Raw genomic sequence first — 26,527 nt, forward strand, 5'->3', positions numbered from 1 at the left:
ACAAAACACGTGGGAGTGAGACCGATGACAAAGCCCTTTCCCATGAACGCCTGGTACGCCGCGGCCTGGGACGCGGACGTGAAAGCTGCGCTGCTGCCGCGAACGATCTGCGGCAAGCATGTCGTGATGTACCGCAAGGCCGATGGCTCGGTCGCCGCGCTCGAGGACGCCTGCTGGCACCGCCTGGTGCCGCTGTCCAAGGGCCGGCTCGAAGGCGACACCGTCGTCTGCGGCTATCACGGCCTCAAATACAACGCGCAGGGCCGCTGCACCTTCATGCCCTCGCAGGAGACCATCAACCCGTCGGCCTGCGTGCGCGCCTATCCCGTGGTCGAGCGCCACCGCTACATCTGGCTCTGGATGGGCGATCCCGCGCTGGCCGATCCCGCGCTCGTCCCCGACATGCACTGGAACCACGATCCCGCCTGGGCCGGCGACGGCAAGACCATCCATGTCAAATGCGACTACCGCCTCGTGCTCGACAATCTCATGGACCTCACCCATGAGACCTTCGTGCACGGCTCCTCCATCGGAAACGAGGCGGTCGCCGAAGCGCCGTTCGACGTCACCCATGGCGAGAAGACGGTGACGGTGACGCGCTGGATGCGGAACATCGAGCCGCCGCCGTTCTGGGCCAGGCAACTCGGCAGGACCGGCCCCGTCGATCGCTGGCAGATCATCCGCTTCGAAGCCCCGTGCACCATCGCCATCGACGTCGGCGTGGCGCCAACGGGCACCGGCGCGCCGGAAGGCGACCGTTCGCAGGGCGTCAACGGCTTCGTGCTCAACACCATCACGCCCGAGACCGAGAAGACCTGCCACTATTTCTGGGCCTTCGTGCGCAACTACCAGCTCGGCGAGCAGCGCATCACCTCCGAGATCCGCGAAGGCGTCTCCGGCATCTTCCGCGAGGACGAATTGATCCTCGAAGCGCAGCAGCGCGCCATGGACGAGAACCCGGATCGCATCTTCTACAACCTCAATATCGACGCCGGTGCGATGTGGTCGCGCAAGCTGATCGACAGGATGGTGGCGAAGGAAACCGCGCCGCAGCGCCTCCAGGCGGCGGAGTAGACCATGGCCGAACGTGAGGTCGACCGCTCCGTCTCGCAGACCGTGAAGGCGCAGCTTGCGCTGCGCGACCAGATCCTGTCCGGCGCACTTCGGCCGGGCGAGCGCATCTCCGAGCTCCAGGCGGTGGAAACCACCGGGGCCTCGCGCACCCCGGTGCGCATGGCGCTGGTGCGGCTGGAGGAGGAGGGCCTGCTGGAGGCGATTCCCTCCGGTGGCTTCATGGTGAAAGCGTTCTCGGAGCGAGACATCTCGGATTCCATCGAGCTGCGCGGCACGCTCGAAGGGCTCGCTGCACGCTTCGCGGCCGAGCGCGGCGTCTCCGCGCGCGAGCTGGAGCCGCTGAAGGAGTGCCTGGCGGCGATCGACGAATTGTTGCGGCAGGTGCCGATCTCGATCGAAGCGTTCTCGTCCTATGTCGCGCTGAACGCGCGCTTCCACGCCCTGCTCACGGAATTGTCGCGCAGCCCGCCGCTGATCCGCCAGATCGATCGCGCCTCGGCGCTGCCGTTCGCATCCCCGAGCGGCTTCGTGATGGCGCAATCCGCGCTGCCCGAGGCGCAGCAGATCCTGATCATCGGCCAGGAGCACCACCGTGTCGTGATCGACGCGATCGAGAACCGTGAAGGCGCGCGCGCCGAAGCCATCATGCGCGAGCACGCGCGGCTCGCGGTCCGCAATTTGCGGCTGGCGCTGCGCAACCGCACCCATCTCGACCTCTTGCCGGCGCTCGCGCTGATCAAGACCGCAACCGATTGAGGACGCCATGCGCTTCATCGAAACCTGGATTCCGGCAACGCTCGTCTCGACGCGCGATCTTGCTCCCGGCATCCGCGAATTCCTGATCCGGCCCGATCAGTTCGACGCCACCGCCTATCCGGTCGGCAGCCACATCAATGTCAGCGTGACCATCGACGGCCTGCCGGAGACGCGGTCCTATTCGCTGGTTGGCGAAGCCATTTCGGCTGGCTTCAAGATCGCGGTGCGCCGCGCCGAGGATTCGCGCGGCGGCTCGCGCTACATGTGGCAGCTCGCGCCTGGCGCGCGGCTCGACATCACGCAGCCGGCCTCGCTGCTCGCGGTGGACTGGTCCCGCGAAAGTTATTGTTTGATCGCCGGCGGCATCGGCATCACGCCGATCCTCGGCGCCGCGCAGGCGCTGGCGCGGCGCGGGGTGGATGTCACGCTTCACTATGCGGTGCGCTCGCGCGCCGAGGCCGCCTATCTCGACGATCTCGCCACGCTGCTCGGCGATCGCCTGGTCGTTCATGCCGGCGATGAAGGCAAGCGGCTCGATCTCGACGCGGTGTGCGCGTCAATCCCCAAAGGCACGCTCGCGTTGTTCTGCGGTCCGATGCGCATGCTCGATGCCGCGCGCCACGCCTGGATCGGCGCGGGCCATCCGCTACCCGATCTCCGCTACGAGACCTTCGGCTCCAGCGGTACGCTCCCGACCGAGCCGTTTCGCCTGCGCCTGAAGGGCTCGAATGTCGAGCTCGAGGTGCCACGCGAACGCTCGATGCTGGATGTGCTCAATGCCAGCGGCCACGACGTGATGTATGACTGCAAGCGCGGCGAATGCGGCCTCTGCGCCATCGACGTGGTCGAGGTCGACGGCGAGATCGACCATCGCGATGTCTTCTTCAGCGATCATCAGAAAGAGAGCAACCAGAAGATCTGTGCTTGCGTCTCCCGCGCGCGGGGGACGATCACCGTGGATACGCTGCTGCGGGCGGACGCGGTCTGAGGCGACCTCCGGATCGAGCACGTTTCCGGGCTACGAACCGCGAAGGGGGGCCGCACGAAAAACCTACGCCGCGAACGTCCTCCGGAGCTTCTTCGTCTCCAGCAGTGCCAGCACGCCATCGGCCGAGACCGGACGGCTGATCAGATAGCCCTGCACCTCGTCGCAACTGATCTGCCTGAGATAGTCGAGCTGGCCGGCGGTCTCGACGCCTTCGGCGACGACAGCGATGCGCAGGTCGCGCGCGAGCGAGATCACCGACTTGACGATGGCGGCACAGTCGGGCTGCACCAGCATGTCGCGGATGAAGGATTGGTCGATCTTGATGCGGCTGAACGGCAGCTTGCGCAGGTAGGTCAGGGAAGAGAAGCCCGTCCCGAAATCGTCCAGCGCCACGGTGACGCCGAGCTCTAGAAGCGCGTTCAGGACCGGCTCGGCCGAGCCGTATTTCGACAGCAGCATCGATTCCGTGATCTCGATCTCGAGCCGGTGCGGGGCGAGCTTCGCTTCGCTGAGCGCCTGCACGATGATCTGGAGGATGCCGGAATTGTGAAATTGCGCCGCGGAGAAGTTCACGGCAACCCTGATCTCGTCGGGCCATTGGGCGACCGTTGCGCAGGCGCGGCGGATGACCCATTCGCCGATCTCGTGGATCAGCCCGGTCTCTTCCGCGATCGGAATGAATTCGCTCGGCGACACCAATCCGCGCTCGGGATGTTGCCAGCGCAGCAGCGCCTCGAAACCTGTGATCCGGTTTTCGTCGAGGTCGAGGAACGGCTGGAATACGAGGAAGAGTTCGTCTCGCGCGATCGCGCCCGCGAGGTCGGATTGCAGCGCCTTGCGATCGCGTGACACCCTGTCGTCGGCTTCCTCGAAGAAGCGGACCGTGCCGGGTCCGGCTTTCTTGGCGCGGTAGAGCGCGGCATCGACGTTCTTCATGACGTCGAGCGGCGTGGTGCCGTCGCGCGGCGCCAGCACGATGCCGACGCTGGTCGCGCCGACGATCTGGCGGCCCTCGATTCGGAACGGTTCGATGAAGGCCGCGACGAAGCGTTCGGCGACATCGAGTGCATCCTCGGGACGCGCCAGATTGGCCATCACCAGCGCGAACTCGTCGCCGCCGACGCGCGCGACGTGCTCGGCAGCGCGGGTGCAGCGTCGCAGGCGGTTGGCGACCTCCACCAGGAATTCGTCGCCGGCGGGATGGCCGAACTTGTCGTTGACCTCCTTGAAACGGTCGAGATCGAGCAGCAGCACCGCAAATTCCTCGCCGGACAGCGCCAGTCGCTTCAGCGCGGCCTCGAGCGTCTCGTTGAAGGCGACGCGGTTGGGCAGGTGGGTCAGCGGGTCCAGCCGTACCGTGCGCTCCGCCTCGATCTGCCGCATCACACGCCGGGTGAACGAGAACGAATTGACGAACACGCCGCGGATCAGCACGCTGCCGTAGACCACGACGAGGAAGGCGATCAGGGCAAAGGCCAGATCGCCGTTCCTGCCGAGGCAGATGGCGATCCCGACGAAGATCGGGGCCGTGAAGGCGATGGCTGCGATTGGAATGGTGGCGAAGGCGAGCGCGCCGCCGGCCAGCATGCCCGAGCACAGGCAGGTGATGACGAGTTGGCCGCCGGTCGAAGCATCGGTGAAGAAGGCGGCGGGGACGATGCCCCAGGCGGAGCCGAGGACGAAGGCGTTGCGCACCAGCCGGTGCATGGCGCGGCGCGAGACGAATTGCGGCTTGGTGATGCGGCGCGCCGCGCGTGACTGCAGACCGAACATGATCGCGCCGCTCGCGACGACGCCTGCCCAGATCAACGCAATGATCCTGTCCGGCGTCTGCCAAAGCGCGATGGCGAGGACGATGGCGTTGCAGGCATTGGCCAGCATGATGCCGACCGAATAGCCGAGCACCAGCGACATCTGTTCGGCGCGGATATGGCCTGCTACGCCCTCGTCGGTTGTGGGACCGCCAAAGGCCGACAAATCACCCGCGAACAGCCGCGCGACATAGCTGGTCGTTTGAGTCCGCATTCCAGAGCCTAGCAGCTTGGGCCGTCCGTCCGGCGCGGAAGCGAGAATTCGCTGCAAAACTTTGACGAACTATGAATTATCTCACCCGGTCGGCATCGCCGCGACCACTTCTGTGTGTTCGTGACCTGGTATCGATAACAAATCGATACGAAGGCGCTTTGGTCGCTTGCCGCTTTTTCCCGTGCAACCGCAGTTGAAACGAACTCAGCGCCCCAACTGTTTCGGATCGTAATAGAACCGCTCCTCGACGAGCTGATCGCCACGCCATGTCTGCCAAGCAATCTCTTCCAGTGTCCGCGTGAGGCCTTCGGCATTGGTGAAGCTGAACCGCCAACGCGTCGCGACGTTGTCGCCTTCGATCAAGCTCGGCCCGATCCGCACCGCCTTGACTTCCTTGAAGGCTGCGAGCACGCCGCGCTCCTTGGCCGCGAGCTTGTCGCGCCCGACCAAAGGCTCGGCCTGGTTTTCATGGGTGGCGGCGTCCGGAGTGTAGTAGTCGAGGATCGCGCCGACAAAGTCCCCGTTTTCCAGCCGCTGCGCAAAGGCTTCGACGATCTCACGGCTCGGCATGACGCACCCCATGATAAAAACAGACTGTTAGTCGGTAAATACCGACCGGTAGTCGAAAAGTCAACTGGCCGGCTGGGAAGAATTCGACTAGACGAGACAACATGGTGAAGCAGGCGGAGCGGCGCGCAGCGACGACCGAAGCGATCCTGACGGCGGCACGCCGCCTGTTCGGGACGCAGGGCTTTGCCGTCACCACGATGGACGCGATCGCGGAAGCAGCCCACGTCGCCAAGGGCGCGGTCTATCATCACTTCAAGACCAAGGAAGCGGTGTTCGAAGCCGTGTTCGACCAGGCCTCGCGCGACCTCGTCGTCGAGATCGACGGCACGGCGCGCGCTGAGAAGGACGTCCTCGCCGCGATGGTCGCCGGCACGCAGCACTATTTCGCGGCGACCGCGAAGGGGCCGACCGGCCAGATCATCCTGCGCGACGGCCCGGCCGTGCTCGGCTGGGAGCGCTGGCGCGAGATCGACGCGCAGCACTTCGGCGGCAAGCTGCCGCGCGCGCTTTCGGTGGCGATGGAGGCCGGCCTGATCGCAAGGCAGCCGGTCGAGCCGCTCGCCCGCCTGCTGCTCGGCGCGGTGACGGAGGCCGCGGTCGCCTGCGCCGGACGCGCTGATACCGCAAGGGCCGGCGCGGAATATGCCCGTGCGTTCAAGTCGCTGGTCGAGGCGCTGCGCGTAAGGCCATGACGTGCTAGTGACGGAGCGGAAACGCCCACACCAACAAGAAGAACAGTCACGCATGAACGCAACTTCCTCCCTCGCGCCGTCGGATCCCGAATTCGATTACATCATCGTCGGCGCCGGCTCGGCCGGCTGCGTGCTCGCCAACAGGCTCTCGGCGAACGGCAAGCACAGCGTGCTGCTGCTCGAGGCGGGACCCAAGGATTCCAACATCTGGATCCACGTGCCGCTCGGCTATGGCAAGCTGTTCAAGGAGAAGACCGTCAACTGGATGTACCAGACCGAGCCGGAGCCCGAGCTGAAGGGGCGCCAGGTGTTTCAGCCGCGCGGCAAGACGCTGGGCGGCTCGAGCTCGATCAACGGCCTGCTCTATGTCCGTGGCCAGCACGAGGATTATGATCGCTGGCGCCAGCTCGGCAACACCGGCTGGGGCTATGACGACGTGCTGCCCTATTTCAAGAAGGCCGAGAACCAATCGCGCGGCGCCGACCAATATCATGGCAGCGGCGGTCCTTTGCCGGTGTCCAACATGGTCGTGACCGACCCGCTGTCAAAGGCGTTCATCGACGCTGCGGTCGAAACCGGTCTGCCCTACAACCCCGATTTCAACGGCGCCACGCAGGAAGGTGTCGGCCTGTTCCAGACCACGACGCGCAACGGCCGTCGTGCCTCGACCTCGGTGGCCTATCTCGGCCCGGCCAAGGGCCGCGGCAATCTCAAGGTCGAGACGTCCGCGCTCGGCCAGCGCGTGCTGTTCGAGGGCCGCCGCGCCGTCGGCGTCGAATATCGCCAGGGCGCCAACGTGCGCCGCGCCCGCGCGCGCAGGGAGATCGTGCTGTCGAGCGGCGCCTACAACTCGCCGCAGCTGCTGCAGCTCTCCGGCGTCGGCCCCGGCGACCTCTTGCGCAAGCATGGCATCGACGTCGTGCTGGACGCGCCGGGCGTCGGTCACGACCTCCAGGATCACATGCAGGTCCGCATCGTGATGCGCTGCTCGCAGAAGATCACGCTCAACGACACCGTCAATCATCCGCTCCGCCGCACCATGGCTGGCGCGCGCTATGCGCTGTTCCGCAAGGGTTGGCTGACGATTGCGGCCGGCACGGCAGGCGCGTTCTTCAAGACCAGCCCGCGGCTGGCCTCGCCCGACATCCAGGTGCACTTCCTGCCGTTCTCGACCGACAAGATGGGCGAGAAGCTGCATGATTTCTCCGGCTTCACCGCCTCGGTGTGCCAGCTCCGTCCCGAAAGCCGCGGGACCTTGCGCATCCGGAGCGCCGATCCGACGGTGCCGCCGGAAATCCGCATCAACTACATGTCGACCGAGACCGACCGCAGCACCAACGTCGAGGGCCTGAAGATCCTGCGCAAGATATTGAATGCGCCGGCGCTGAAGCCGTTCGTGATCAATGAGTACGATCCCGGGGCGAAGGTATCTACGGACGCCGAATTGCTGGATTATTGCCGCGAGCGCGGCAGCACCATCTACCATCCGACCTCGACCTGTCGTATGGGCAATGATGCGCTCGCGGTGGTCGACCAGCGGCTGAAGGTACGGGGGCTCGAAGGCCTTCGAATCGTCGACGGCTCGGTGATGCCGGACCTCGTATCGGGGAACACCAACGCGCCGATCATCATGATCGCCGAAAAGGCCTCCGACATGATATTGGAGGATGCGCGGTAAACCCGCGCGAGAAGGAGCAGACGGTTTGGCTACGCGACTGAAGATCGGCACCCGCAAGAGCGCGATGGCGCTGGCACAGACGGAAGAGATCGCGCGCCGCCTGACCGCTGCGGTGCCCGGCCTCGACGTCGAGATCGTCAAGTTCGACACCACGGGCGATCTCGACCAGACTAGCAAGCTGCTGCCGCATGGCGGCAAGGGCGGCGCCTTCGTGGCGCAGATCCGCGCTGCCGTGCTGTCAGGCGAGTTGCAGGCGGCGATGCATTCGCTGAAGGACATGCCGGGCAACGAGGACACGCCGGGCCTCGTCATCGGCGCAACGCTGTCGCGCGATCCGCCCAACGACGCACTGGTGCTGCGCGACGGCGTGACGCTTGAGGCGTTGCGTCAGTCGCGCGGCAAGGGTTTCAAGATCGGCACCAATGCCGTCCGCCGCGCCGCCTATGCACGGCGCTTGTTTCCGGACGTGGAGGTGATCCATTTCCGCGGCGCCGCCGACACGCGCGTGCGAAAGCTCGACAATGGCGAGAAGCAGCGCCTGCCGGATGGCGGCACGGTGGGGCCGGCCGATGCGCTGATCATGGCACGTTCGGGCCTCGATCGCGTCGGCCTCGCCGGCCGCATCGCGTATGAATTCACGGCAGCGGAGATGTTGCCGGCGGCGGGGCAGGGCATCGTCGCCGTCGAATGCGCGGCGCAAGACTGGCAAACGCGGCAGATCCTGTCGTCGATCGACGATTCCGCCGCGCATGCCTCTGCGGATGCCGAGCGCGAGGTGTTGTGGGTGCTGAACGGCCACTGCAATTCGCCGGTGGCGGGCTTCTCGACCATCGCGGGCGATCAGATGTCGCTGACGGCGTCCGTGCTCGATCTCTCAGGCAACACCATCATCGAGGTCTCGCGCGCAGGCCCCGCCGACCGCCCGCGCGAGCTAGGCCGTGCCGTGGGTCTGGATCTGTTGGCGAAGGGCGCCGCCGGGATCATCGAGCGCAGCAGGCCGCGCTGAATGCGTTAATTCCGGCCTAATCCGACGCAATTTTACGCAAACTTGTCGTTATTTGGTCGCGAACCGTCCTGGTGACTTTCGCTTTTCCTGCCGCGGCGCCCGGCGCATAGCAGTCGCGGTCTGAACGGAAAAGGCGACGACGATGGCTGAGAACGAGATATTCATTCTCGAAGACGATCTGACGACGCGCGCGATGCTGAGGGTCGTTCTCGAGAAAGCGGGCTATCAGCCGGTTTTCTTCGCCGATGGCGAAGCGCTGGTTGCGAAATCCCGCCATGCCTCGCCAGCCTGCATTCTTCTCGATCTGTGCCTGCCGGGAATATCGGGACTGGACGTTCTTGGACAATTGACCGATCGAACCTGTCCGGCGCCGATACTCATGGTGTCGGGGCAGGGCGATATCCCAACCGCCGTGCGCGCGCTTCGGATCGGAGCGGCGGATTTCGTCGAGAAACCATTCAGTCCGGCAGACCTGGTTGCGCGGATCGAGTCGGCCGGTGCCGGCCAGCCTGCGCATTCAGCCAATCCATTGGACCATTTCAAGCAATCGCGAGGACTCACCAGGCGCGAATGCGAGGTTCTGGATCATCTGATCGCGGGTTCATCGAGCAAGGTGATTGCGCGGAAGCTTGGCATCAGCCCCCGAACGATCGAGGATCACCGCGCCCGGATCTTGCAGAAGGCCGGCGTCAAGACGACCGCGCAGCTTTCGATCATGGCCTTCAAAGGGCCACAGGCCTTGAAGGACCTGCCCGCCGCCTTTGGACGCCGCACCGTTCACTGACGACGCAGGTGGTTATGCCGGCGTGATCCCGTTTTGCCCGACGTGTCAAACCTGCGTCTGAGCAGGGGTCATGTCGGCCCAGCGTTTTCAATGACTTGTCTACTGTGCATGGGGTTGTTTTCGCGTTTTTGCTTTCGGCTCCGTTGGGGCGGGCGAACTAGCCCCTTACGCGCCTGATCATCTGCTCGACATGGACGATCGGCGTCTCCGGCTGGATGCCGTGGCCGAGATTGAAGATGAAGCGCCCTTGCGCAAAATTCGCCAGCACGTCGTCCACCGCGCGGTCGAGCGCGGCGCCGCCCGTGATCAGCACCAGCGGATCGAGATTGCCCTGCACGGCCACCTTGCTTTGCACGCGCTCGCGAATGAAGCCCGGCTCCGCAGTCCAGTCGATGCTGACCGCATTGACGCCGGTCGCCTCGACATAGGCCGGCAATTGCGCACCGGCGCCGCGGGGGAAGCCGATGATTTTCGCATCCGGCACCTTGGCCCGCACGCCCTCCACGATGCGCCGGGTCGGCTCGACCGACCAGCGCGCGAACTCGGCCGGCGGCAGCACGCCCGCCCAGGTGTCGAAGATCTGCAGGGCATTGGCGCCCGCTTCGAGCTGCAGCAGCAAATATTGGATCGAGCTCTCCACCAGCACGTCGACGATTTTCGAGAACGCCTCCGGATGCCGGTAGGCCATCATCCGGGCCGGCGCCTGGTCCGGCGTGCCCTGGCCCGCGACCATGTAGGTCGCAACCGTCCACGGTGCGCCGCAGAAGCCGATCAGCGCCGTCTTTGGATCGAGCGCGGCGCGCACGAGCTTGAGCGCTTCGAACACCGGCTTGAGCTTGACGAAGTCGGCGCGCGCGGCGAGCGTTGCCACCTTGGCGGGGTCATCCAGCGGATCCAGCCGCGGGCCCTCGCCGACCTCGAACCGCACCGAGCGACCGAGCGCATGGGGGATCACCAGGATGTCCGAGAAGATGATCGCGGCATCGAAGCCGAACCTGCGGATCGGTTGCAGCGTTACCTCGGCGGCAAGCTCCGGGTTGAAGCAGAGGTCGAGGAAGCCGCCGGCCTTGGCGCGGACCTCGCGATATTCCGGCAGATAGCGGCCGGCCTGCCGCATCATCCACATGGGCGGGATGCTCTGGCGCTGGCCGGAGAGCACGTCGATGAAAGGTTTCGTCGCAGATTGGGGCACGAATGGTCCTGAGCAAGGGTAAGGCTCCTGATACACCGCTACGGCCCTCAGCGGAACAGGGGAACCAGCGCTATCGGGCCGCGTTGACCTGCCGATGGAGGACACCATGGCTGAGACGTTCAATCCCGCGCCGCACGACAAGCACGCCGACGATCTGCACGAAGCGCTCGCTGCCGACCGCCACAGCAAGCTCGAAGCCGGGCTGAAGGATAGCTTCCCGGCGTCCGATCCCGTCAGCGCCGCCCAGCCGACGCCCTCGAAGGCGGATGCGGATGCCGACAATCCCTCGCTCTGGGACAAGGTTAAGGCCATCTTCAGCTAGCGGAGAGCGAGGCCGGATTCCGATCGGTTTGCTAATGTCCTGTTAGCGATGCGCTGATCCTTGCGTCCGTAGGACTACGGAAAACCGGGATATCGCGGCGCATTCCAGCGGTTGTTTCAGGGTTCAATAACAGAAGCGGCAGAGTTTCCGGAACATCGGAGAATTCTGCCGCATGAGCGCTACTGCCCAACGAGCTGGAGGGAGCCGTCTGCCGTTGCGCGCGGCGGCGTTCGTCGTGCTGACCTGCGCAACCATCCTCGGCGTCAGCGGCTGGCGCGAATGGGCCGCCCGCGACGCGGTGCTCAGGGGTGCCGAGACCGAGATGGCGAACGTCGCCCGTTCGCTGACCCAACATGCCGAGGACAGTTTCGATCTACTGGATTCCGGCGTCGTCGGCGTCGTCAGCCGGCTGGAGATGGACGGCACCGGCCCTGCGACCATTGCCAAGCTCGGCAACGTCCTGGAGGTGCGCCGGAAGGCCGTCCCGCGCATCCATGGCATCGCCGTCATCGACGACCGGGGCAATTGGCTGACCTCGCCCGGCACGGTCGGCTCGACGCTCAGCGACGACGCGTTCTTCCGTTATCATCAGCTGTCCCCGAAACGGGAGGCCTATGTCGGCCGTCCCGTGAAGAGCCTGCTCGAAGGTGAATGGGTGGTCACCCTGTCGCGCCGCTTCGACAAGCCGGACGGCAGCTTTGGCGGCGTGGTGCTCGCGACCATCAGCTCCAATTATCTCGCGCACTTTTACGAGCAATTCGAGATCGGCCGCAACAACTCCGCGACGCTGGTGCACGGCGACGGATTGATCATCGCGCGCAATCCCAGCAACGACAAGTTCGTCGGCCGCAGCGTCGCCGACACCGCGCTATTCCGCGACGCCAGCCTGCAACGGCCGAGCGGCGTCTACCATTTCAAATCGCCTCTCGACGGTGCCGAACGTCTCAGCTTCTTCAAGCGCAGCAGCCGCTATCCGCTGGTCTTGCTGGCCACGCTTGACGAGGAGGAATTGCTCGCACCCTGGCGAGCCGCGGCAATCTCCCGCATGCTCTACGTCTTCGCGTTGGTGATGCTGATTGCGGTCATCGGCGCCGTGCTGGTGCGGCAGCTGCAGCGCGGCCAGCGCATGGCCGCGGCGCTGGTGGAGAAGGAGGCGCATTTCCGCCTGCTCGCGGAAGGCTCCAGCGATATGGTGACAAGCATCGCGCTCGACGACCGCTTGCGTTACGTCTCGCCCTCGTCCGTGCGCGTCGTCGGCTGGCGCGCAAACCAACTGATCGGCACACCCGCGCTTGCGGGTATCAATCCGGAGGATCTGCCGGAGGTCCAGGCGACCATCGATGCCATGAAGCGTGGCGACCGGGAGGAGGCGCGGTTCACCTATCGCCACTCGCACCGGCAAAACGGCGAGGTCTGGCTTGAATCGACCATGCGGGTGACGCGCAAGGACAACGGCCGTGTCGACGGCGTGGTCGCGATCACACGCGACATCACCGAGCAGAAGAAGCTGGAAACCAGGCTCGAGACGCTTGCGATCGAAGACAGCCTCACCGGCCTTGCCAATCGCCGCCGTTTCGACGAGCGGCTGAAAGAGGAATGGGCGCGCGCCTATCGCGACCGCTCCAGCCTTGCTCTGCTGATGATCGATGTGGATCACTTCAAGGCCTATAACGACGAATACGGCCATCCCGCAGGCGATGCCTGCCTGCGTCTGGTCGCAAAGATCATCGCGGCCGAGACGCAGCGCACCGGGGATCTGGCAGCGCGCTATGGCGGCGAGGAATTCGCCATGCTGCTGCCGAACACCGACGCCGCCGGCTGCACCCTGGTCGGCGAGCGGATCCGCAGCGCCATCCATGAAGCCGGCCTCGTCCATGCCACCAATCCGGAGTCCGGGTGCGTCACCGCCTCGGTCGGCGGTGCGACCTGCCGGCCGGCGCTGGAGCGTACGGCGGGCGTGTCCTCGCTCGTCGAAGCTGCCGACCGGGCGCTCTATGCCGCCAAGGACGCAGGCCGCGACCGGCTGATGATGTCCGGCGAGCTCATGAACCTGCTGCCCAGGGCATCCGGCCAGTAGGACGGCTCAATAATGCGGCGGGCGCTCGTTGGCTGGCCCGGGCGCATTGGCCTCGGCGTCCTGCAGCCGCTCGCCGAGCTCTGTGATCTTCCGCGTCAGCAGGTCGATCTGCTTCCACTGCGCGGTGATGGTCTGGTTCAACGTCTCGATCGTGTCGTCCTGATAGGCGAGGCGTGTTTCCAGCGTGTCGATTCGCTCGGCGAGCGTCCTGATCTCATTCGTCACGGCCGTGTCCCATATCCTGTTCGAGCAAGCTGCGTTCGCGCAAATCGTGGCCGAGCGCGACGCGCTCGTCGAACACGAAGCACTCGCCGCGCCAGCGGCTCTGCGCCTCCGGCACCTGTTCCAGGTATTTGAGAATGCCGCCCTTGAGGTGATAGACCTCGGCAAAGCCGCGCGCGAGCAGATGGGAGCTCGCCTTCTCGCAGCGGATGCCGCCGGTACAGAACATCGCGATCCTGCGGTGCTTGGCGGGATCGAGCCCGACTGCGGCAAAATCCTTGAACTGGCCAAAGCTCCTGATGCCGGGATCGATGGCGCCTTCGAACGTTCCCATCGCCACCTCGAAGGCGTTGCGGGTGTCGAGCAGCAATATGTCGGGCGCTGAGATCAGCGCGTTCCAGTCGCTCGCATCGACATAGGTGCCGACCTGGCTGGTCGGATCGGCAGTCGTATCGCCGAGCGTGACGATCTCCTTCTTCAGCCGCACCTTCAGCCGCCCGAACGGCATCGCTTCGGCGGCCGAGAATTTCAATTCGAGATTGTTCAGCCTGCCACCGAACATGTCGCCGTGCGCCAGCTCATGGGCGAGGATGTCGATCGCCTCCGGCGCACCGGCGAGCGTGCCGTTGATGCCTTCCTGCGCCAGCAGCACGCTGCCTTTCAGCTGAAGCCCGGCACAGAACGCACGTAGCGGCTCGCGCAGCCCGCGGTAATCGGGGAGGGCCGCGAATTGGTAGAAGGCGGCGACCTTGATGATCGAATCCGGATCAGACATGGCCGCTCGTTTAGCAGGCGGCCGGCGCCCGGAAAACCCGCATGGCCGTCGGCCCTGAAAGGTCTATACGCCCAGCGGATGGCAGCCATTTCCCTGGTATGCCAGCATTGCCGAAGGCGGCCGGAATGTGTCATGTAACCCCGGTTTTCCGAGATGGCGCGCCTTCCGCGCCACGGGCCAAGAGAGCAAGAATTCGATGAGAAACTTTCATTTCCCAGGCAGGTCGACGGTCCACGCCACCAACGCGATGGTCGCGACCTCGCATCCGCAGGCCTCGCTCGCAGCGATCGAGGTGCTGCGCGAAGGGGGCACCGCGGTGGATGCGGCGGTGGCGGGCTCGGCCCTGCTCGGCGTGATCGAGCCGCAATCGACCGGCATCGGCGGCGACTGTTTCGCGCTGGTCCAGCCGCGCGGCGAGGGCAAGATCATCGCCTATAACGGCTCGGGTCGCGCGCCGAAGGCGGCGAATGCCGACTGGTATCTCGAGCGCAAGATCAACTCGGTGCCGCTGACCTCGGCGCATGCGGTCTCGATCCCCGGCGTGATCGACGCCTTCGCGACCGTCTTGCGCGACCACGGCAAGTTCGGCTTCGACCGGCTGCTCCAACCCGCGATCAAGGCGGCTGAGGAAGGCTACGTGGTCGCCCCCCGCATCGCCTTCGACTGGAAGAACCAGTTCGAGAAGCTGAAGGGCGGCACCAACACCGTGCGTTACCTGTTGCCGGGCGGCAAGCCGCCGGTGGCCGGCGACGTCATCCGACAGGCTGAGCTCGGCAAGACGCTGCGTGCGATCGCCAAGGACGGCCGCGACGCCTTCTACAAGGGCGCGATCGCGGAAGACATGGTCGAGACCCTCAGGGGCATCGGCGGCCTGCACACGCTCGACGATTTCGCCGCGCACGCCACCGAGACGACGACGCCGATCGGCACCGTGTACAAGGGCTACGACGTCTGGCAGTGCCCGCCGAACGGACCCGGCCTCACCATGCTGCTGATGCTGAACATCCTGTCGCGGTTCGACCTGACGAAATACGCCCCTCTCAGCGTCGAGCGTTTCCATCTCGAAGCCGAGGCCGCGCGCATCGCCTACATGCACCGCGAGCTGCACGTTGCCGATCCCGACCACATGCAGGTCGAGGTCGCCAAGATCCTCGCCAAGGAATTCTGCGACGAGCACATCGCCAAGATCCGCATGGACGGCATGCTCGACCTGCCGAACGTCGCACCGCCGATGAATCCGTCGACGATCTACATCACCGTTGTGGACAAGGACCGCAACGTCTGCTCGTTCATCAACTCGATCGCGCATTCCTTCGGCTCGGCGATCGTCTCGAACAAGACCGGCGTCCTGTTCCAGAACCGTGCCGGCGGCTTCCGCATCCAGCCGGGCCACCCCAACTGCATCGCCGGCGGCAAGCGGCCGCTGCACACGATCATGCCGAGCCTGCTCACCAAGGGCGGCCGCTCCGTGATGCCGTTCGCGGTGATGGGCGGACAATACCAGCCGGTCGGCCAGACCCGCGTCGTGACCAACATCCTCGACTATGGCTGCGACGTGCAGGAGGCGATCGACATGCCGCGCGGCCTGCACTACGAGGGCCAGTATCAGCTCGAGGACAGCGTGCCGGCTGCGATCGTCGAGGGGTTGAAGAAGCTCGGCCACAAGACCACCAGCGTGGTCGGCCCGCTCGGCGGCGCGCAGGCGATCTGGATCGACTGGGACAAGGGCACGCTCACCGGCGGCTCCGATCCGCGCAAGGACGGCTGCGCGCTCGGCTATTGAGCGGGGTCTCCAGCGGGGCTGGAAACGACCACCGCATTGCGCTAGACACCTTCCGCCTCAAACGGAAGGTGCCTTATGCAGCGTTTCCAGCGCGCACTCCTCACCCTGATGTCGGCACTCGCGATCACGGTGATCGCAGGTGTGTCGCATTTCGTTTCCACAACGGCCTCGGCCCAGACCGCAGGAAAGACCATGACCACAGCTTCAGGCTTGCAGATCATCGACTCCACCGTCGGCACCGGTGCCTCGCCGCAGCCCGGCCAGACCTGCGTGATGCACTATACCGGCTGGCTCTACGAGAACGGCCAGAAGGGCAAGAAATTCGATAGCTCCGTCGATCGCAAGGAGCCGTTCGAATTCCCGATCGGCAAGGGCCGTGTCATCGCCGGCTGGGACGAGGGCGTCGCCTCGATGAAGGTCGGCGGCAAGCGCACGCTGATCATCCCGCCGCAGCTCGGCTACGGCGCCCGCGGCGCCGGCGGTGTAATCCCGCCGAACGCGACGCTGATGTTCGACGTGGAACTGCTCGCGGTGAAGTGACGCACGCGTCGCACTGGGCGACACAAAATAAAAAAGACCGGCCTTTCGGCCGGTCTTTTCCGTTTTCAGATGCCGCGCGTCAATCGGCCGCGCGCTTTGCGCCGGCTGCCGCACGATCAATCGCGTCCTTTGCGGCGTCCTTGGCATCACCCATGGCCTGCTGGCCCTTGCCCTTCACTTCCTGGATCACGCCTTCGCCCTTCAGACGGTCGGAACCGGTGGCTTCACCGATGCCCTGCTTGGCCTTGCCGATGGCCTCGTTGACGTTACCCTTGATCTTGTCCGTGGTGCCGCTCATGAAACTCTCCTTTTGATCTTGCTCGTGAATGCAACGTCCCGCGGCTAGCAAGGTTCCAATTTTGGTATGGCTCGCGAGCGCGGCTTCGGGTTAGGTTGCCGCGCACGGAACCAACAGAAAGCAAGTCCCATGACTGGCCATGACCATTCGCATTCCCACCATGACCACGATCACGACGATCGCTGGAAACATGACGGCGTGCGCGTCATTCCCGGCAACCAGCTCGATACCAACGTGCCGTCGACGGCAGGCATGGACCGCGCGGCCGCGATCAATTTTGCGCGCGTCGGCGCCCAGAAATTGTGGGCCGGCACCGTCAGCATCAAGCCGGACGCCAAGACCGGCGCGCATCATCACGGCCATCTCGAGAGCATCATTTATGTGGTGAAGGGCAAGGCGCGGATGCGCTGGGGCGAGAATCTGCAATTCACCGCGGAAGCCGGCCCCGGCGACTTCATCTTCGTCCCGCCTTACGTGCCGCATCAGGAGATCAACGCCAGCCCGGACGAGGTGCTGGAATGCGTGCTGGTGCGCAGCGACGGCGAGGCGGTGGCGATCAACCTCGACATCGAGCCGGTCGAGAAGCCCGAGACCGTGCTGTGGATCGATCCCGTCCACCGGGATCCGAACGAGAAGAAGTAAGACCTGACGGCGGCCTGCCCGGTTCTGTCGGGTCGAACCGGGCGGGGGTGACCGTCGGAAAAATATCCGGAAGCGGTGTCGGGTGGCCGTCGGCCTGTACGTCCTTGGGCAGAACCCGCCCAAGGAGCTTCCGATGCCCAGGATGATTTTTCTCAATCTGCCGGTGACCGACCTCAAGCGTGCGACCGCTTTTTACGAAGCGGTCGGCGCGACCCGGAACCCGCAATTCAGCGACGACACGGCAAGCTGCATGGTCTTCTCCGAGGCCATCTACGTGATGCTGACGACCCACGACAAATTCCGTCAGTTCACGCCGAAGCCGATCTCCGATGCGAAGACCTCGAACCAGGCGCTGTTCTGCCTGTCCGCCGACACCCGCAACGAGGTCGACGCGATCGTCGGCAAGGCCGAGGCGGCGGGCGGGTTGGCCGATCCCAGCCCGAAGGACGAATACAGCTTCATGTATGGCCGCAGCTTCGAAGATCCGGATGGCCATATGTGGGGTGTGAACTGGATGGACATGGCGGCTGTCCCTCCGCAGCCCGCAGCGGCGAATGCCTGATCAGCTCGTTTGAGCGCTAAACTGAGGAGGAGCATTCACGATGTCCAAGGTCGTACCCTGCATGTGGTTCAACGGCGATGCCGAGGAAGCCGCGAAGTTCTATGTCTCGCTGGTGCCGAATTCGGCAATCACGCACGTTCAGCGCAACGTATCGGACGGCCCCTCCGGCAAGGAAGGCTCCGTGCTCGTTGTCGAGTTCACGGTCGCCGGTCAGCCGCTGGTCGCGCTCAACGGCGGCATGAAGATGGAGTACACCCACGCCATCTCGTTGATGATCCATTGCGATCACCAGGCCCAGGTCGATAGCATCTGGAATGCTTTCCTTGCCCATGGCGGCAAGGAGGAGCAGTGCGGTTGGCTCAGGGATCGCTGGGGCGTGGCCTGGCAGGTGGTGCCGAAAGTGATGTTCGAGTTTCTGTCGAGCCCGGACAGGGCAGCGGCCGCGCGCGCGATGCAGGCCATGATGAAGATGGTGAAGCTGGACGTCGACACGCTGCGCCGTGCGTTCGAGGGTAAGTCGGCAGCGTGACGGCGACACAGGTCCCGTAGGGTGGGCAAAGGCGCTCTTGCGCCGTGCCCACCATCCGTATCCGGTTGAGAAAGGTGGTGGGCGCGCTCCGCTTTGCCCACCCTACAAGATCCGTGCGAGCCGCTAATAATTGATCCGCAGCCCGACGCCGCCGTGGATGGTCGTGCCGACGGGTTGCGGGCCGAGCGTGCCGTTGGCGAAGAGGTCCACGACCCAGCCCTTCTGCACGCGGAAGCCGAGCCGGCCGCCATATTCGAACCAGCCCTGGTTGCCCATGGTCGGCACCACCGTGCCGTCGCCGGTCACGGTGGCGACGATGCCGCTATGGCTCGCAAACGACTGCACCCAGCCGCCGTTGATGTTGGTTTCGATGTTGCTGCTGAACAGATGCGTCCACTGGCCGCCGATCTTGACCAGGCTGGTGCGGTCGGTGCCGGTCGCGATGGTGGCGTCGAACGGGTTGAAGGCCACCGCATTGTCGCTATAGCCGGACACGCGCTGCCAGAGCTGCCAGACCTCGATCGAAGCTGCGACCTCGTCGCGCGGCGACACGCGGCTCATCCAGCCGGCGCGGCCGTAGACCGCGTAGTTCGACGCGTTGGTCGAGCTCGTCACGCTCACCGGTCCGAGGCTGGTATTATAGCTGCGGGTGTAGCGCGCCTTCTCCCACGGCGTCAGGATGGTGCCGACGTCGAAGAACGGACGTGACGAGCCCCAGTCGGTGAAATCGTAACGGAGCGCGAAGGCGCCGATCGGCGCGCTGGTGATCTTGTAGCCGCCCTCGTTGTATTGCGTGTAGGCGATGCCGGCGAGCAGCGACAGATTGTTGGTGAGCTCCTTGCGGCCGTGGATGCCGGCCGAAAACGAGCCGGCCGAGCCGAACGCGCTGATGCAGTCGCTGCAATTGACCTGCTCGTTGACGCCGAGCAGGACCGTGCCGAGCACCCGGTTGGTGATCATCTGGTTGAAGCGCTGATTGGCGAGCCCGCCGATCGAATTGCCGCTGGAATCCGCGCCGGTCGGCGTTGGGCTGGGCGACGGATAGGGATTTGGCGTGGGTGACGGAGAAGGCGAGGGGCTGGGGGAGGGCGAGGGCGAGGGCGATTGAGCGGCGGCCGAACCGATGCCAAGCGCGGCCGAGCACAATGCAACAGCCAGAAGGAGCGCGGCCCGTCTCACGAACTGTCTTGCCAGGTTTCGCATCGTCAGCGCCCACACAGCATGCCGTCCTCATGGACGGCGGGCGTGATCGCCGGCGAGGCGTCGGCATACTGGTTGACCGAACACAGCCCCGCGCTTGCGGCGCAATTGGCAGCGAAGGTCCACGGCGGCGTGTTGGTCTTGGTGATCGAGACCTTGCCGCCGGTCGATGTGATGATTGCGGTGTCGCCGGGCTGGGTGAGCTGAACGCATTGGAAGCTCGTCGTGCAGACGCTGGCCGCGCCGTCCTGAAGCACGACGACGGAGCGTCCGCGCTGCGAGAGGATGTCGAGCGTGGTGCCGCGCACGCCGATGGTGGCAAGCGGTGTCGTGATCTTGTAGGCGGTCTTCTCGGAATGGCCGGTGACGAAACGGAACGCGCCGGTGGTCATGCGGATCGCGACGTCGCGATAGCTGTGCTCGTCGTTGAAGACGGTGCGGTCGAGCTTGAGCGTGGCGCTGGGACCGAGCGACAGGTTGGTGCTGTCGGCCATGACGAAACGCGCGGCGCTGTCGGCGCCGGTGCGCACGGTCTCGTCGCGCAGCATGCTGTCGCCGACACTGATCGGCGTGGCGGTCGCGGCCACGCGCACCACTTCGTTCTGGATCACGACGGCTTCGCCGACGCGCGTCTGCGCCGACGCGGCAGGCGCCGCGCACAATGCGGCCGACAACAGGGTGGGGAAAAGCCAGAAACGCAAATTCATTTCACAACCGATCGATGTGTCCCTGATCGTACCGGATCGCGCACGCTTCTGATGTGGCGAAATTATCACAAGCGGCGCGGACATGCGTTATGCTTAGTGACAGTGGCGGCAGAATGCGTTCAATGAAAACTGCGATCCTCTTTTTTGTCAGCGGTGACGCAAATTTGCCACGCAAAACATCCCCACAGCAGCCGCTTGAACGGTCCGCAGTTCCGAGAGTGTCGCGAAGCGCAGTGGTTGCTGTCGTTATTTTCCTAGCTGCCCATTTCGCGCTGCTGATCGGACTGACCACACCGGAGAAGTTCGTCTTCGACGAGGTGCATTACGTGCCGGCGGCGCGGCAGATGCTGGTCCCCGTGATGTCGCAGCCGATGCTCAATCCGATGCATCCGCCGCTGGCGAAGGAGCTGATCGCCGCCTCGATCGCGGCCTTCGGCGACAACGCGCTTGGCTGGCGTTATCCCGCGACATTGTTCGGTGCGTTGGCGATTGTCGCGATCTATCTGTGCGGCCTCGCGCTGTTCTCCGCGCAGGGGCCTGCGATCGCCGCAGCGCTGATCGCCGCCCTGAACCAGATGCTCTACGTGCAGGCGCGCATCGCGATGCTCGACATCTTTGCGCTCGGCTTCGGTCTGCTCGCGACCGCGGCCTTCATGCATGGTTTTCGACGCGAGCGGCCGCAGGCGCTGTTCGCGATCTCCGGCAGTCTGTTCGGCCTGGCGGCAGCCTGCAAATGGAGTGGCCTGTTTCCGCTCGGCGTCTGCATCGTCATCGTCGCAGCGATCCGCCTGATGCAGGGCTGGCGCACGCTGTTCGCCGACGCCAAGCCGGACGACTGGTACCGGCCGGAGCTGTGGCCCGGCTTGAGACTGCATCATGTCGCGCTCTGCTTCGCCGTCCTGCCGGCGATGACCTATCTTGCGACTTTCGTTCCGATCTACGGGGTGTCGTTGCCGGATCTGATCGAGGCGCAGCGGCGGATCTTTGCCGACAACACCACGACCGCGATCGCCGGCCACACCTATATGAGCGCGTGGCCGTCATGGCCTCTGCTCGCACGCCCGGTGTGGTTCCTGTTCGACAAGACGGGCGAGGACAACATCTCTGCGATCGTCTTCCTCGGCAATCCGCTGGTGCTGTGGCCGGCTCTGCTCGCGCTCGCGCTCGCGCTGCGCGATTTCATCGTGCTGCGCCGGTGGGATGCGTTCCTGATCGCGGCGTTCTATTTCGGTCCCTGGCTCGCCTGGGCATTGCTGCCGCGCACGCTGGGCTTCATCTACTACTATCTGCCCGCCGCCACGGCGGCATCGCTCGCGCTGGTCTACGTGCTGCGCCGGGACGGCCTGCCGCGCTGGCTGCTCTGGGCCTATGTCGGAACCGCCGCGATCGGTTTTGCAGTCATGCTGCCGATCTCGGCGGCCTTCATCGGAACCACGATGCGGAGCTTCGGCCGGCTGATGCTGTTCCAGAGCTGGATATGACATCGCCGCCTGCCGGGGCGGCAGGCGGCGATGTTCGTCATCGGATCAATGCCCACATCACTTCGATGCGGTCTTGGTATCCATGTTCACGACCTGGACGCGGCGGTTGATCGGGTCGGCGCCGTTGGCGGTATCCTTCAGCTTGGTCTTGCCGTAGCCGACGGTGACGAGATCGGTGCCGTTGAGGCCGTAGTTCTGCACCAGGTACTTCTTGATGGTGTCGGCGCGGCGCTCGGAGAGACCTTGATTGTACTCTTCGCCGCCGGTCGCGTCGGTGTGGCCGGCGACCACGAAGGTCGAGCCCTTGAGCGCCGGATCGGACAGCGCCTTGCCGAGCGCCTGCACCGAGGGCACCGAGGTCTTGGCGATGTCGGCCGAGTTGTAGTCGAACTGGATCTCCAGATCGATCTTCGGCTTGGTCGCGGCGAGCTCGGCAATCTGCTCGCGCTCACCGGTCGAGAGCGAACGGGTCGATCGGTTGCGCACGGTGTTCAGGAAGGTCGATTCCTTGGCCTGTACCGCCGGATCGGCCTGCGGACCGGCGGACAGGCCGCGGGTCGCCGGCTTCGGCTTCAGTGCATCCAGGATCTGGCCTGTGGACACGTTGTTGTCACCGGCCAGAGCCAGGCCCGCCGTCATCGACAGCGCGGCGGAGAGAGTTATCGCCTTCAGTCCAAAGAATTTATCAAAACGGGTCATTGTCGTATCCTCGCTGTTACGCCTGATAGCGATTTGATGCTGCGAGCATAGGGCAGGTTCAAAGGCCCTGATGTGATCTTGGTCACGGTGGCAAAAACCGCTTCAAGGCCGATCCTAGCGCATTTCCGGGCGTTCCGGACGTCGGACCGGCGCGTTTCGCGGTCACCCCGGGTACAGGGCCGATCGTACCAATAGCAGTGGTCGCACTCGCCGCGGCGCGGGTTCAAGCGGCGGCGGTCCCCGGTGTGATCGAAATCATGTTGGGGTGCGCGGACCTTGGCCGCGGCAGCTCCGTTGTTGCATTGCAGCAAGAAAATTGTCTTCTCCGCGAAACGTCGGCGGGAGAGAATACGTAATTGCGAAGGCCGGCATGATGCCGGTTTCATTTTACGGAGGAGACTTTTTGATGAAGATCTTGCTCACCGCCGCAGCCTTTGTCGCGTTCACCCTTTCGCTGTCCCCGGCGTCCGCCGCGATGATGGCGTGCACCAAGGACAACATGATGAAGTCCGCCGCGATGATGGGCGGCACGCCCGACACACCGGCCAAGATGGCGTCGAACAAGGAAATGGCCATGGCCAACACCGACATGAGCAATGGCAAGATGAAGAGCGCCTGCATGCACTACATGAAGTCGCAGAAGGCCATGATGGCGAAGTAGGCTTCGGCCGCGCCAGCCCGCCGCGCTGTCAGCAGATGGCAGCGCGGCTTTTTCATTGCAGGTTCCGGTCAGGTTCTTTCTCCCGGCGCGAATCCCGCTACATTGCGTTCTGCAATGTCACGCGCGCCCAAACCGCTTCCCCTCACCACGACACAGGCCCGGCAGATCTGGCTGCATGCCCAGCGGCTGAACGAGCGTGCCCCGTTCGGCGAGGGAGCGCAGGCCGTCGCAGATGCGGTCGCCCATCTTGGCTACGTGCAGATCGACACCATCAACGTCATCGAGCGCTGCCACCATCACATCCTGTTCAGCCGGATCCCGTCCTATCGCCGCGCCGATCTGCGCCACGCCCAGAGCGTCGACAGAAGCGTGTTCGAGTATTGGACGCATGCACTTTCTTACGTGCCGACCGGCGACTTCCGTCTGTTCCTGCCGGCGATGCGCGAGCATCGGCGCGAGGGACACAAATGGTTCGCCTCGGTGAAGCCCGCGGACATGCGCAAGGTGATGCGGCTGGTGCGTGCCGGGCCGCTGACGATCCGCGACATCGAGGACGACGTGCTCACCGAGAAGGAGCATCTGTGGCAGAGCCGCAAGCCCTCGAAGCGGGCGTTGCAACTCGCCTTCTATACCGGCGCCGTGACCATCAGCGAGCGCCAGGGCATGCTCAAGACCTACGAGCTGATGACGCGGCATTTCGGCTGGGACAAGCTGCCGAGGCCGGCATCGGCCGGGGAGATCACGGCCTATCTGCTCGACCGCGCGTTGCGGTCGCAAGGTGTGGTGAGCCTCGATTCGATCTGCCACCTCGACGCGCCGCGCAAGAAGGCGGTGGCCGGCCTGATCGCCTCCCGCGTCCGTCGCGGCGAGCTCGTGCCCGTCGCTATCGAAGGTGCCGGCAAGCAGGAGCATTGGGCGGCGCCGGCCGCGCTCGAGGCGAACGCCGAGGTGGTCTCACCCGATCTCGTCCACATCCTCTCGCCGTTCGATCCCCTGATCATCCAGCGCAAGCGCACCAATCTCATCTTCGGCTACAACCACCTGTTCGAGGCCTATGTGCCGAAGGCCAAACGCAAGCTCGGCTATTTCGCGCTGCCGGTGCTGGTCGGCGACGAGATCGTCGCCGCGCTCGATCTGAAGACCGATCGGCAGGCGAAGAAGCTGCTGATGCAGAAATGGACCTGGACCGGGCAGGGCAAGAAGACGGCGGGGCGCAAGGAGCTCAAGCAGAAGATCGAGGACGAGCTCGATCGCTTCGAGCAGTTTCAATTGGCGGAGTAGACGCGACTTCGTAGGGCGGATGAGCCGAAGGCGTAATCCGCCACGGCTGTCGCAGCGAAGAGAGTAGAGGCGGATTACGCAGCGCTAACCCACCTTACGCAACTCAGCCACCCGATCGATCCAGGCCCCGAACGCTATCCCGACCGCATAGGCCACAAGGTTCCATGGCGAGAAGATGCGCCCGAGCAGCAGCGCACCGGCCGTGGTGAGCCGGAACGCGTCGAGCCATGGCGTATGCACCAGTCGGGAGAACTCCACGACAACCGCGATCAACACCGCGACAGTCGCGATCTGCGCCCGCGTCAGCTGCGGCAGCACGACACCGACCATCAAGAACACCATCGTCGCCCACAACAGCGAGCCGCCGTATTTCACGATGAACGCAGGCAGGCCGAGCGGAAAGCCGTACCAGCGCAGGCACAGCCCGCAGGCGATCACCGCGAGCGCGAGGGCGGCGCGGGTCTGCGATGTCCGTACCGGCGCAACAGGTTTATCCGGTTGCGTCCAGTGCATTGCTTGCTCCATTGACTCTTTGGCCACGATGCTGAAAACGGCAACCGGCCCACAAAAGCAACAACCCAGGGGGAAGCCATGAGCCAGACCACCACCTATGCCGGTCCCGGCGGCGCCAAGAACTTCAACAAGTCGGACATCGAGACCTCGACGATCCGCGCCATCTCCTGGCGCCTGATTCCGTTCCTGGTGCTGGCCTACTTCTTCTCCTATCTCGACCGCGTCAATCTCGGCTTCGCCGCGCTGACCATGAATGCGGAGCTGAAGTTCACGCCGCTGATCTTCTCCTGGGGCGCCGGCATCTTCTTCATCGGCTATTTCATCTTCGAGGTGCCGAGCAATCTGGCGCTGGAGAAGTTCGGCGCCAGCCGCTGGATCGCCCGCATCATGGTGACCTGGGGCATCATCTCCGCGCTGATGGCGCTCACGAGCGGCGTGACGAGCTTCTACGTCCTGCGCTTCCTGCTCGGCGTCGCCGAGGCCGGCTTCTTTCCCGGCATCATCCTCTATCTCACTTATTGGTATCCGGCCGAATATCGCGCCCGCTTCCTTGCGGCCTTCGCCATCGCCGTGCCGGTCTCGACCGTGATCGGTGCGCCGATCTCGGGCCTGCTGCTCGGGCTCGACGGCGCGATGGGCCTGAAGGGCTGGCAGTGGCTCTTCATCATCGAAGGCATTCCCTCGGTGCTGCTCGGCATCGTCACCTGGTTCTATCTCACCGACAAGCCGGAGAAGGCGGACTGGCTGTCGGCCGAACAGAAGGCGTGGCTGAAGACGAAGCTCGATTCGGAAATCGCCGCCAAGCAGGCGGTGAAGCACCTCTCGCTCGGCGAGGCGTTGTCCTCGCCGAAGGTGATCGCGCTCAGCCTGATCTATTTCGGCTTCGTCGGTGCGCTCTACGGCATGCAGTTCTGGCTGCCGCAGATTGTCAAGGCGTTTGGGCTGACCAATGCGCAGACCGGCTTCGTCACCGCGATCCCGTATCTGTTCGGCACCATTGCCATGATCCTGTGGGCGCGGCATTCCGATGCGACGCGCGAACGCGTGACGCATGTCGGTGCGCCGCTGCTGCTCACGGCCGTGGCGCTCGCCGTCTCCAGCTATCTCACCGATCCCGCCATGACGATGGTGGTGCTGACGGTGGCCGCGATCGGCGTGTTCTGCTGCTTCGGCGTGTTCTGGACGCTGCCGACCGCCTGGCTCTCCGGCACCGCGGCCGCCGGTGGCATTGCCCTGATCAACTCGATCGGAAACCTCGCCGGCTTCGGCGGGCCCTATCTGATCGGCTGGGTCAAGGAAGCGACGGGACAGACCTCGACCGGTCTGCTGGTGCTCGCCGTGCTGCCGCTGCTGGCGGGCATCCTGGTGTTCGTCGGCGGCCACGACAGCACGCACGAGTTTGCTGAGCAGGAGCGGTAAAGGGCGAAACCCCACAGCTCGGTAGCCTGCATGATCCAGGCTACGAACCTG

28 protein-coding genes are annotated in these 26,527 nt (G+C 64.8%); 18 read left to right on the forward strand and 10 right to left on the reverse strand.

Going from position 1 to position 26,527, the window contains the following annotated elements; translation table 11 throughout:
* Window positions 1-24: 24 nt before the first annotated feature.
* The 3 genes from CIT40_RS08245 to CIT40_RS08255 are packed head-to-tail and all read left to right on the forward strand — an operon-like array spanning window position 25 to window position 2,818.
* Window positions 25-1,074 carry an aromatic ring-hydroxylating dioxygenase subunit alpha gene (locus tag CIT40_RS08245; RefSeq protein ID WP_094892758.1) on the forward strand — a complete coding sequence of 350 codons (1,050 nt, stop codon included), beginning with the start codon at window positions 25-27 and terminating at the stop codon, window positions 1,072-1,074.
* A 3-nt stretch (window positions 1,075-1,077) separates the two neighbouring features.
* Window positions 1,078-1,830 (forward strand): GntR family transcriptional regulator, encoded by a 753-nt coding sequence (locus CIT40_RS08250; protein WP_094892757.1) that lies wholly within the window; start codon window positions 1,078-1,080, stop codon window positions 1,828-1,830.
* 7 nt (window positions 1,831-1,837) lie between these two features.
* A complete protein-coding gene (locus tag CIT40_RS08255) occupies window positions 1,838-2,818 on the forward strand; it encodes a PDR/VanB family oxidoreductase (RefSeq protein WP_094892756.1) in 981 nt (326 codons plus the stop codon).
* 63 nt (window positions 2,819-2,881) lie between these two features.
* Here CIT40_RS08255 and CIT40_RS08260 read toward each other — a convergent pair whose 3' ends face one another.
* Both CIT40_RS08260 and CIT40_RS08265 read right to left on the reverse strand, forming a co-directional pair.
* Entirely contained in the window at window positions 2,882-4,843 is a 1,962-nt protein-coding gene (locus tag CIT40_RS08260) for a putative bifunctional diguanylate cyclase/phosphodiesterase (protein ID WP_094892755.1), read from the reverse strand.
* A gap of 204 nt (window positions 4,844-5,047) precedes the next feature.
* Entirely contained in the window at window positions 5,048-5,413 is a 366-nt protein-coding gene (locus CIT40_RS08265) for a nuclear transport factor 2 family protein (RefSeq protein ID WP_094892754.1), read from the reverse strand.
* A 101-nt stretch (window positions 5,414-5,514) separates the two neighbouring features.
* Between CIT40_RS08265 and CIT40_RS08270 the strand changes: the two genes are divergently transcribed.
* The 4 genes from CIT40_RS08270 to CIT40_RS08285 all read left to right on the forward strand — a co-directional run bounded on the left by CIT40_RS08270 (window position 5,515) and on the right by CIT40_RS08285 (window position 9,573).
* Complete coding sequence (locus tag CIT40_RS08270) at window positions 5,515-6,105, forward strand: TetR/AcrR family transcriptional regulator (protein WP_094892753.1); 591 nt, start codon at window positions 5,515-5,517, stop codon at window positions 6,103-6,105.
* Window positions 6,106-6,157: 52 nt separating this feature from the next.
* Window positions 6,158-7,783, forward strand: coding sequence for a GMC family oxidoreductase (locus tag CIT40_RS08275; protein ID WP_094892752.1), 1,626 nt, complete (start codon window positions 6,158-6,160; stop codon window positions 7,781-7,783).
* Between the two features lie 25 nt (window positions 7,784-7,808).
* Window positions 7,809-8,789, forward strand: coding sequence for a hydroxymethylbilane synthase (hemC, locus tag CIT40_RS08280; RefSeq protein ID WP_094892751.1), 981 nt, complete (start codon window positions 7,809-7,811; stop codon window positions 8,787-8,789).
* A gap of 142 nt (window positions 8,790-8,931) precedes the next feature.
* Window positions 8,932-9,573 (forward strand): response regulator transcription factor, encoded by a 642-nt coding sequence (locus tag CIT40_RS08285; protein ID WP_094892750.1) that lies wholly within the window; start codon window positions 8,932-8,934, stop codon window positions 9,571-9,573.
* 157 nt (window positions 9,574-9,730) lie between these two features.
* Here CIT40_RS08285 and hemE read toward each other — a convergent pair whose 3' ends face one another.
* A complete protein-coding gene (gene hemE, locus CIT40_RS08290) occupies window positions 9,731-10,765 on the reverse strand; it encodes a uroporphyrinogen decarboxylase (protein WP_094892749.1) in 1,035 nt (344 codons plus the stop codon).
* Between the two features lie 106 nt (window positions 10,766-10,871).
* On the opposite strand from hemE, the gene CIT40_RS08295 reads away from it, so the two are divergent.
* Window positions 10,872-11,087, forward strand: a complete 216-nt coding sequence (locus tag CIT40_RS08295; protein ID WP_162307401.1) for a hypothetical protein — start codon at window positions 10,872-10,874, stop codon at window positions 11,085-11,087.
* Window positions 11,088-11,259: 172 nt separating this feature from the next.
* Window positions 11,260-13,164, forward strand: a complete 1,905-nt coding sequence (locus tag CIT40_RS08300; RefSeq protein ID WP_094892747.1) for a sensor domain-containing diguanylate cyclase — start codon at window positions 11,260-11,262, stop codon at window positions 13,162-13,164.
* Between the two features lie 6 nt (window positions 13,165-13,170).
* Here the strand turns inward: CIT40_RS08300 and CIT40_RS08305 are convergent, their stop codons facing one another.
* Both CIT40_RS08305 and trhO read right to left on the reverse strand, forming a co-directional pair.
* Window positions 13,171-13,389, reverse strand: a complete 219-nt coding sequence (locus CIT40_RS08305) for a SlyX family protein (RefSeq protein ID WP_094892746.1) — start codon at window positions 13,387-13,389, stop codon at window positions 13,171-13,173.
* Window positions 13,379-14,161 carry an oxygen-dependent tRNA uridine(34) hydroxylase TrhO gene (gene trhO / locus CIT40_RS08310; RefSeq protein WP_094892745.1) on the reverse strand — a complete coding sequence of 261 codons (783 nt, stop codon included), beginning with the start codon at window positions 14,159-14,161 and terminating at the stop codon, window positions 13,379-13,381. The genes CIT40_RS08305 and trhO overlap by 11 nt, the downstream gene beginning before the upstream one ends.
* A 196-nt stretch (window positions 14,162-14,357) precedes the next feature.
* Here trhO and ggt point away from each other — a divergent pair, with 196 nt between their 5' ends.
* Both ggt and CIT40_RS08320 read left to right on the forward strand, forming a co-directional pair.
* Entirely contained in the window at window positions 14,358-15,944 is a 1,587-nt protein-coding gene (ggt, locus tag CIT40_RS08315; RefSeq protein WP_162307402.1) for a gamma-glutamyltransferase, read from the forward strand.
* 75 nt (window positions 15,945-16,019) lie between these two features.
* Window positions 16,020-16,484, forward strand: a complete 465-nt coding sequence (locus tag CIT40_RS08320) for an FKBP-type peptidyl-prolyl cis-trans isomerase (RefSeq protein WP_094892743.1) — start codon at window positions 16,020-16,022, stop codon at window positions 16,482-16,484.
* A gap of 79 nt (window positions 16,485-16,563) precedes the next feature.
* Here CIT40_RS08320 and CIT40_RS08325 read toward each other — a convergent pair whose 3' ends face one another.
* Entirely contained in the window at window positions 16,564-16,782 is a 219-nt protein-coding gene (locus tag CIT40_RS08325) for a CsbD family protein (RefSeq protein ID WP_094892742.1), read from the reverse strand.
* A 129-nt stretch (window positions 16,783-16,911) separates the two neighbouring features.
* Here CIT40_RS08325 and CIT40_RS08330 point away from each other — a divergent pair, with 129 nt between their 5' ends.
* From CIT40_RS08330 to CIT40_RS08340, 3 genes are all read left to right on the forward strand, one after another.
* Complete coding sequence (locus CIT40_RS08330) at window positions 16,912-17,424, forward strand: cupin domain-containing protein (RefSeq protein WP_094892741.1); 513 nt, start codon at window positions 16,912-16,914, stop codon at window positions 17,422-17,424.
* 133 nt (window positions 17,425-17,557) lie between these two features.
* On the forward strand, window positions 17,558-17,986 hold the full coding sequence (locus tag CIT40_RS08335; protein ID WP_094892805.1) for a VOC family protein: 429 nt from the start codon (window positions 17,558-17,560) through the stop codon (window positions 17,984-17,986).
* A gap of 40 nt (window positions 17,987-18,026) precedes the next feature.
* Entirely contained in the window at window positions 18,027-18,515 is a 489-nt protein-coding gene (locus CIT40_RS08340; RefSeq protein ID WP_094892740.1) for a VOC family protein, read from the forward strand.
* Between the two features lie 123 nt (window positions 18,516-18,638).
* Here CIT40_RS08340 and CIT40_RS08345 read toward each other — a convergent pair whose 3' ends face one another.
* Window positions 18,639-19,718 (reverse strand): hypothetical protein, encoded by a 1,080-nt coding sequence (locus CIT40_RS08345; protein WP_094892804.1) that lies wholly within the window; start codon window positions 19,716-19,718, stop codon window positions 18,639-18,641.
* A 2-nt stretch (window positions 19,719-19,720) separates the two neighbouring features.
* Window positions 19,721-20,422 carry a FecR family protein gene (locus CIT40_RS08350; RefSeq protein ID WP_162307403.1) on the reverse strand — a complete coding sequence of 234 codons (702 nt, stop codon included), beginning with the start codon at window positions 20,420-20,422 and terminating at the stop codon, window positions 19,721-19,723.
* 122 nt (window positions 20,423-20,544) lie between these two features.
* Between CIT40_RS08350 and CIT40_RS08355 the strand changes: the two genes are divergently transcribed.
* Window positions 20,545-21,903, forward strand: a complete 1,359-nt coding sequence (locus CIT40_RS08355; RefSeq protein WP_244611943.1) for a phospholipid carrier-dependent glycosyltransferase — start codon at window positions 20,545-20,547, stop codon at window positions 21,901-21,903.
* Window positions 21,904-21,960: 57 nt separating this feature from the next.
* Here the strand turns inward: CIT40_RS08355 and CIT40_RS08360 are convergent, their stop codons facing one another.
* On the reverse strand, window positions 21,961-22,602 hold the full coding sequence (locus CIT40_RS08360) for an OmpA family protein (RefSeq protein ID WP_094892738.1): 642 nt from the start codon (window positions 22,600-22,602) through the stop codon (window positions 21,961-21,963).
* Window positions 22,603-23,008: 406 nt separating this feature from the next.
* Here CIT40_RS08360 and CIT40_RS08365 point away from each other — a divergent pair, with 406 nt between their 5' ends.
* Together CIT40_RS08365 and CIT40_RS08370 are read left to right on the forward strand one after the other, a co-directional pair.
* On the forward strand, window positions 23,009-23,263 hold the full coding sequence (locus tag CIT40_RS08365) for a hypothetical protein (protein ID WP_063196637.1): 255 nt from the start codon (window positions 23,009-23,011) through the stop codon (window positions 23,261-23,263).
* 114 nt (window positions 23,264-23,377) lie between these two features.
* Window positions 23,378-24,544 (forward strand): winged helix-turn-helix domain-containing protein, encoded by a 1,167-nt coding sequence (locus CIT40_RS08370; protein ID WP_094892737.1) that lies wholly within the window; start codon window positions 23,378-23,380, stop codon window positions 24,542-24,544.
* Between the two features lie 84 nt (window positions 24,545-24,628).
* Here CIT40_RS08370 and CIT40_RS08375 read toward each other — a convergent pair whose 3' ends face one another.
* Window positions 24,629-25,057 (reverse strand): ribosomal maturation YjgA family protein, encoded by a 429-nt coding sequence (locus CIT40_RS08375; protein WP_162307405.1) that lies wholly within the window; start codon window positions 25,055-25,057, stop codon window positions 24,629-24,631.
* Window positions 25,058-25,135: 78 nt separating this feature from the next.
* On the opposite strand from CIT40_RS08375, the gene CIT40_RS08380 reads away from it, so the two are divergent.
* On the forward strand, window positions 25,136-26,476 hold the full coding sequence (locus tag CIT40_RS08380; protein ID WP_094892735.1) for an MFS transporter: 1,341 nt from the start codon (window positions 25,136-25,138) through the stop codon (window positions 26,474-26,476).
* Window positions 26,477-26,527 lie beyond the last annotated feature (51 nt).

This window comes from Bradyrhizobium amphicarpaeae, assembly GCF_002266435.3.
GTDB classification, from domain to species: Bacteria; Pseudomonadota; Alphaproteobacteria; order Rhizobiales; family Xanthobacteraceae; genus Bradyrhizobium; species Bradyrhizobium amphicarpaeae.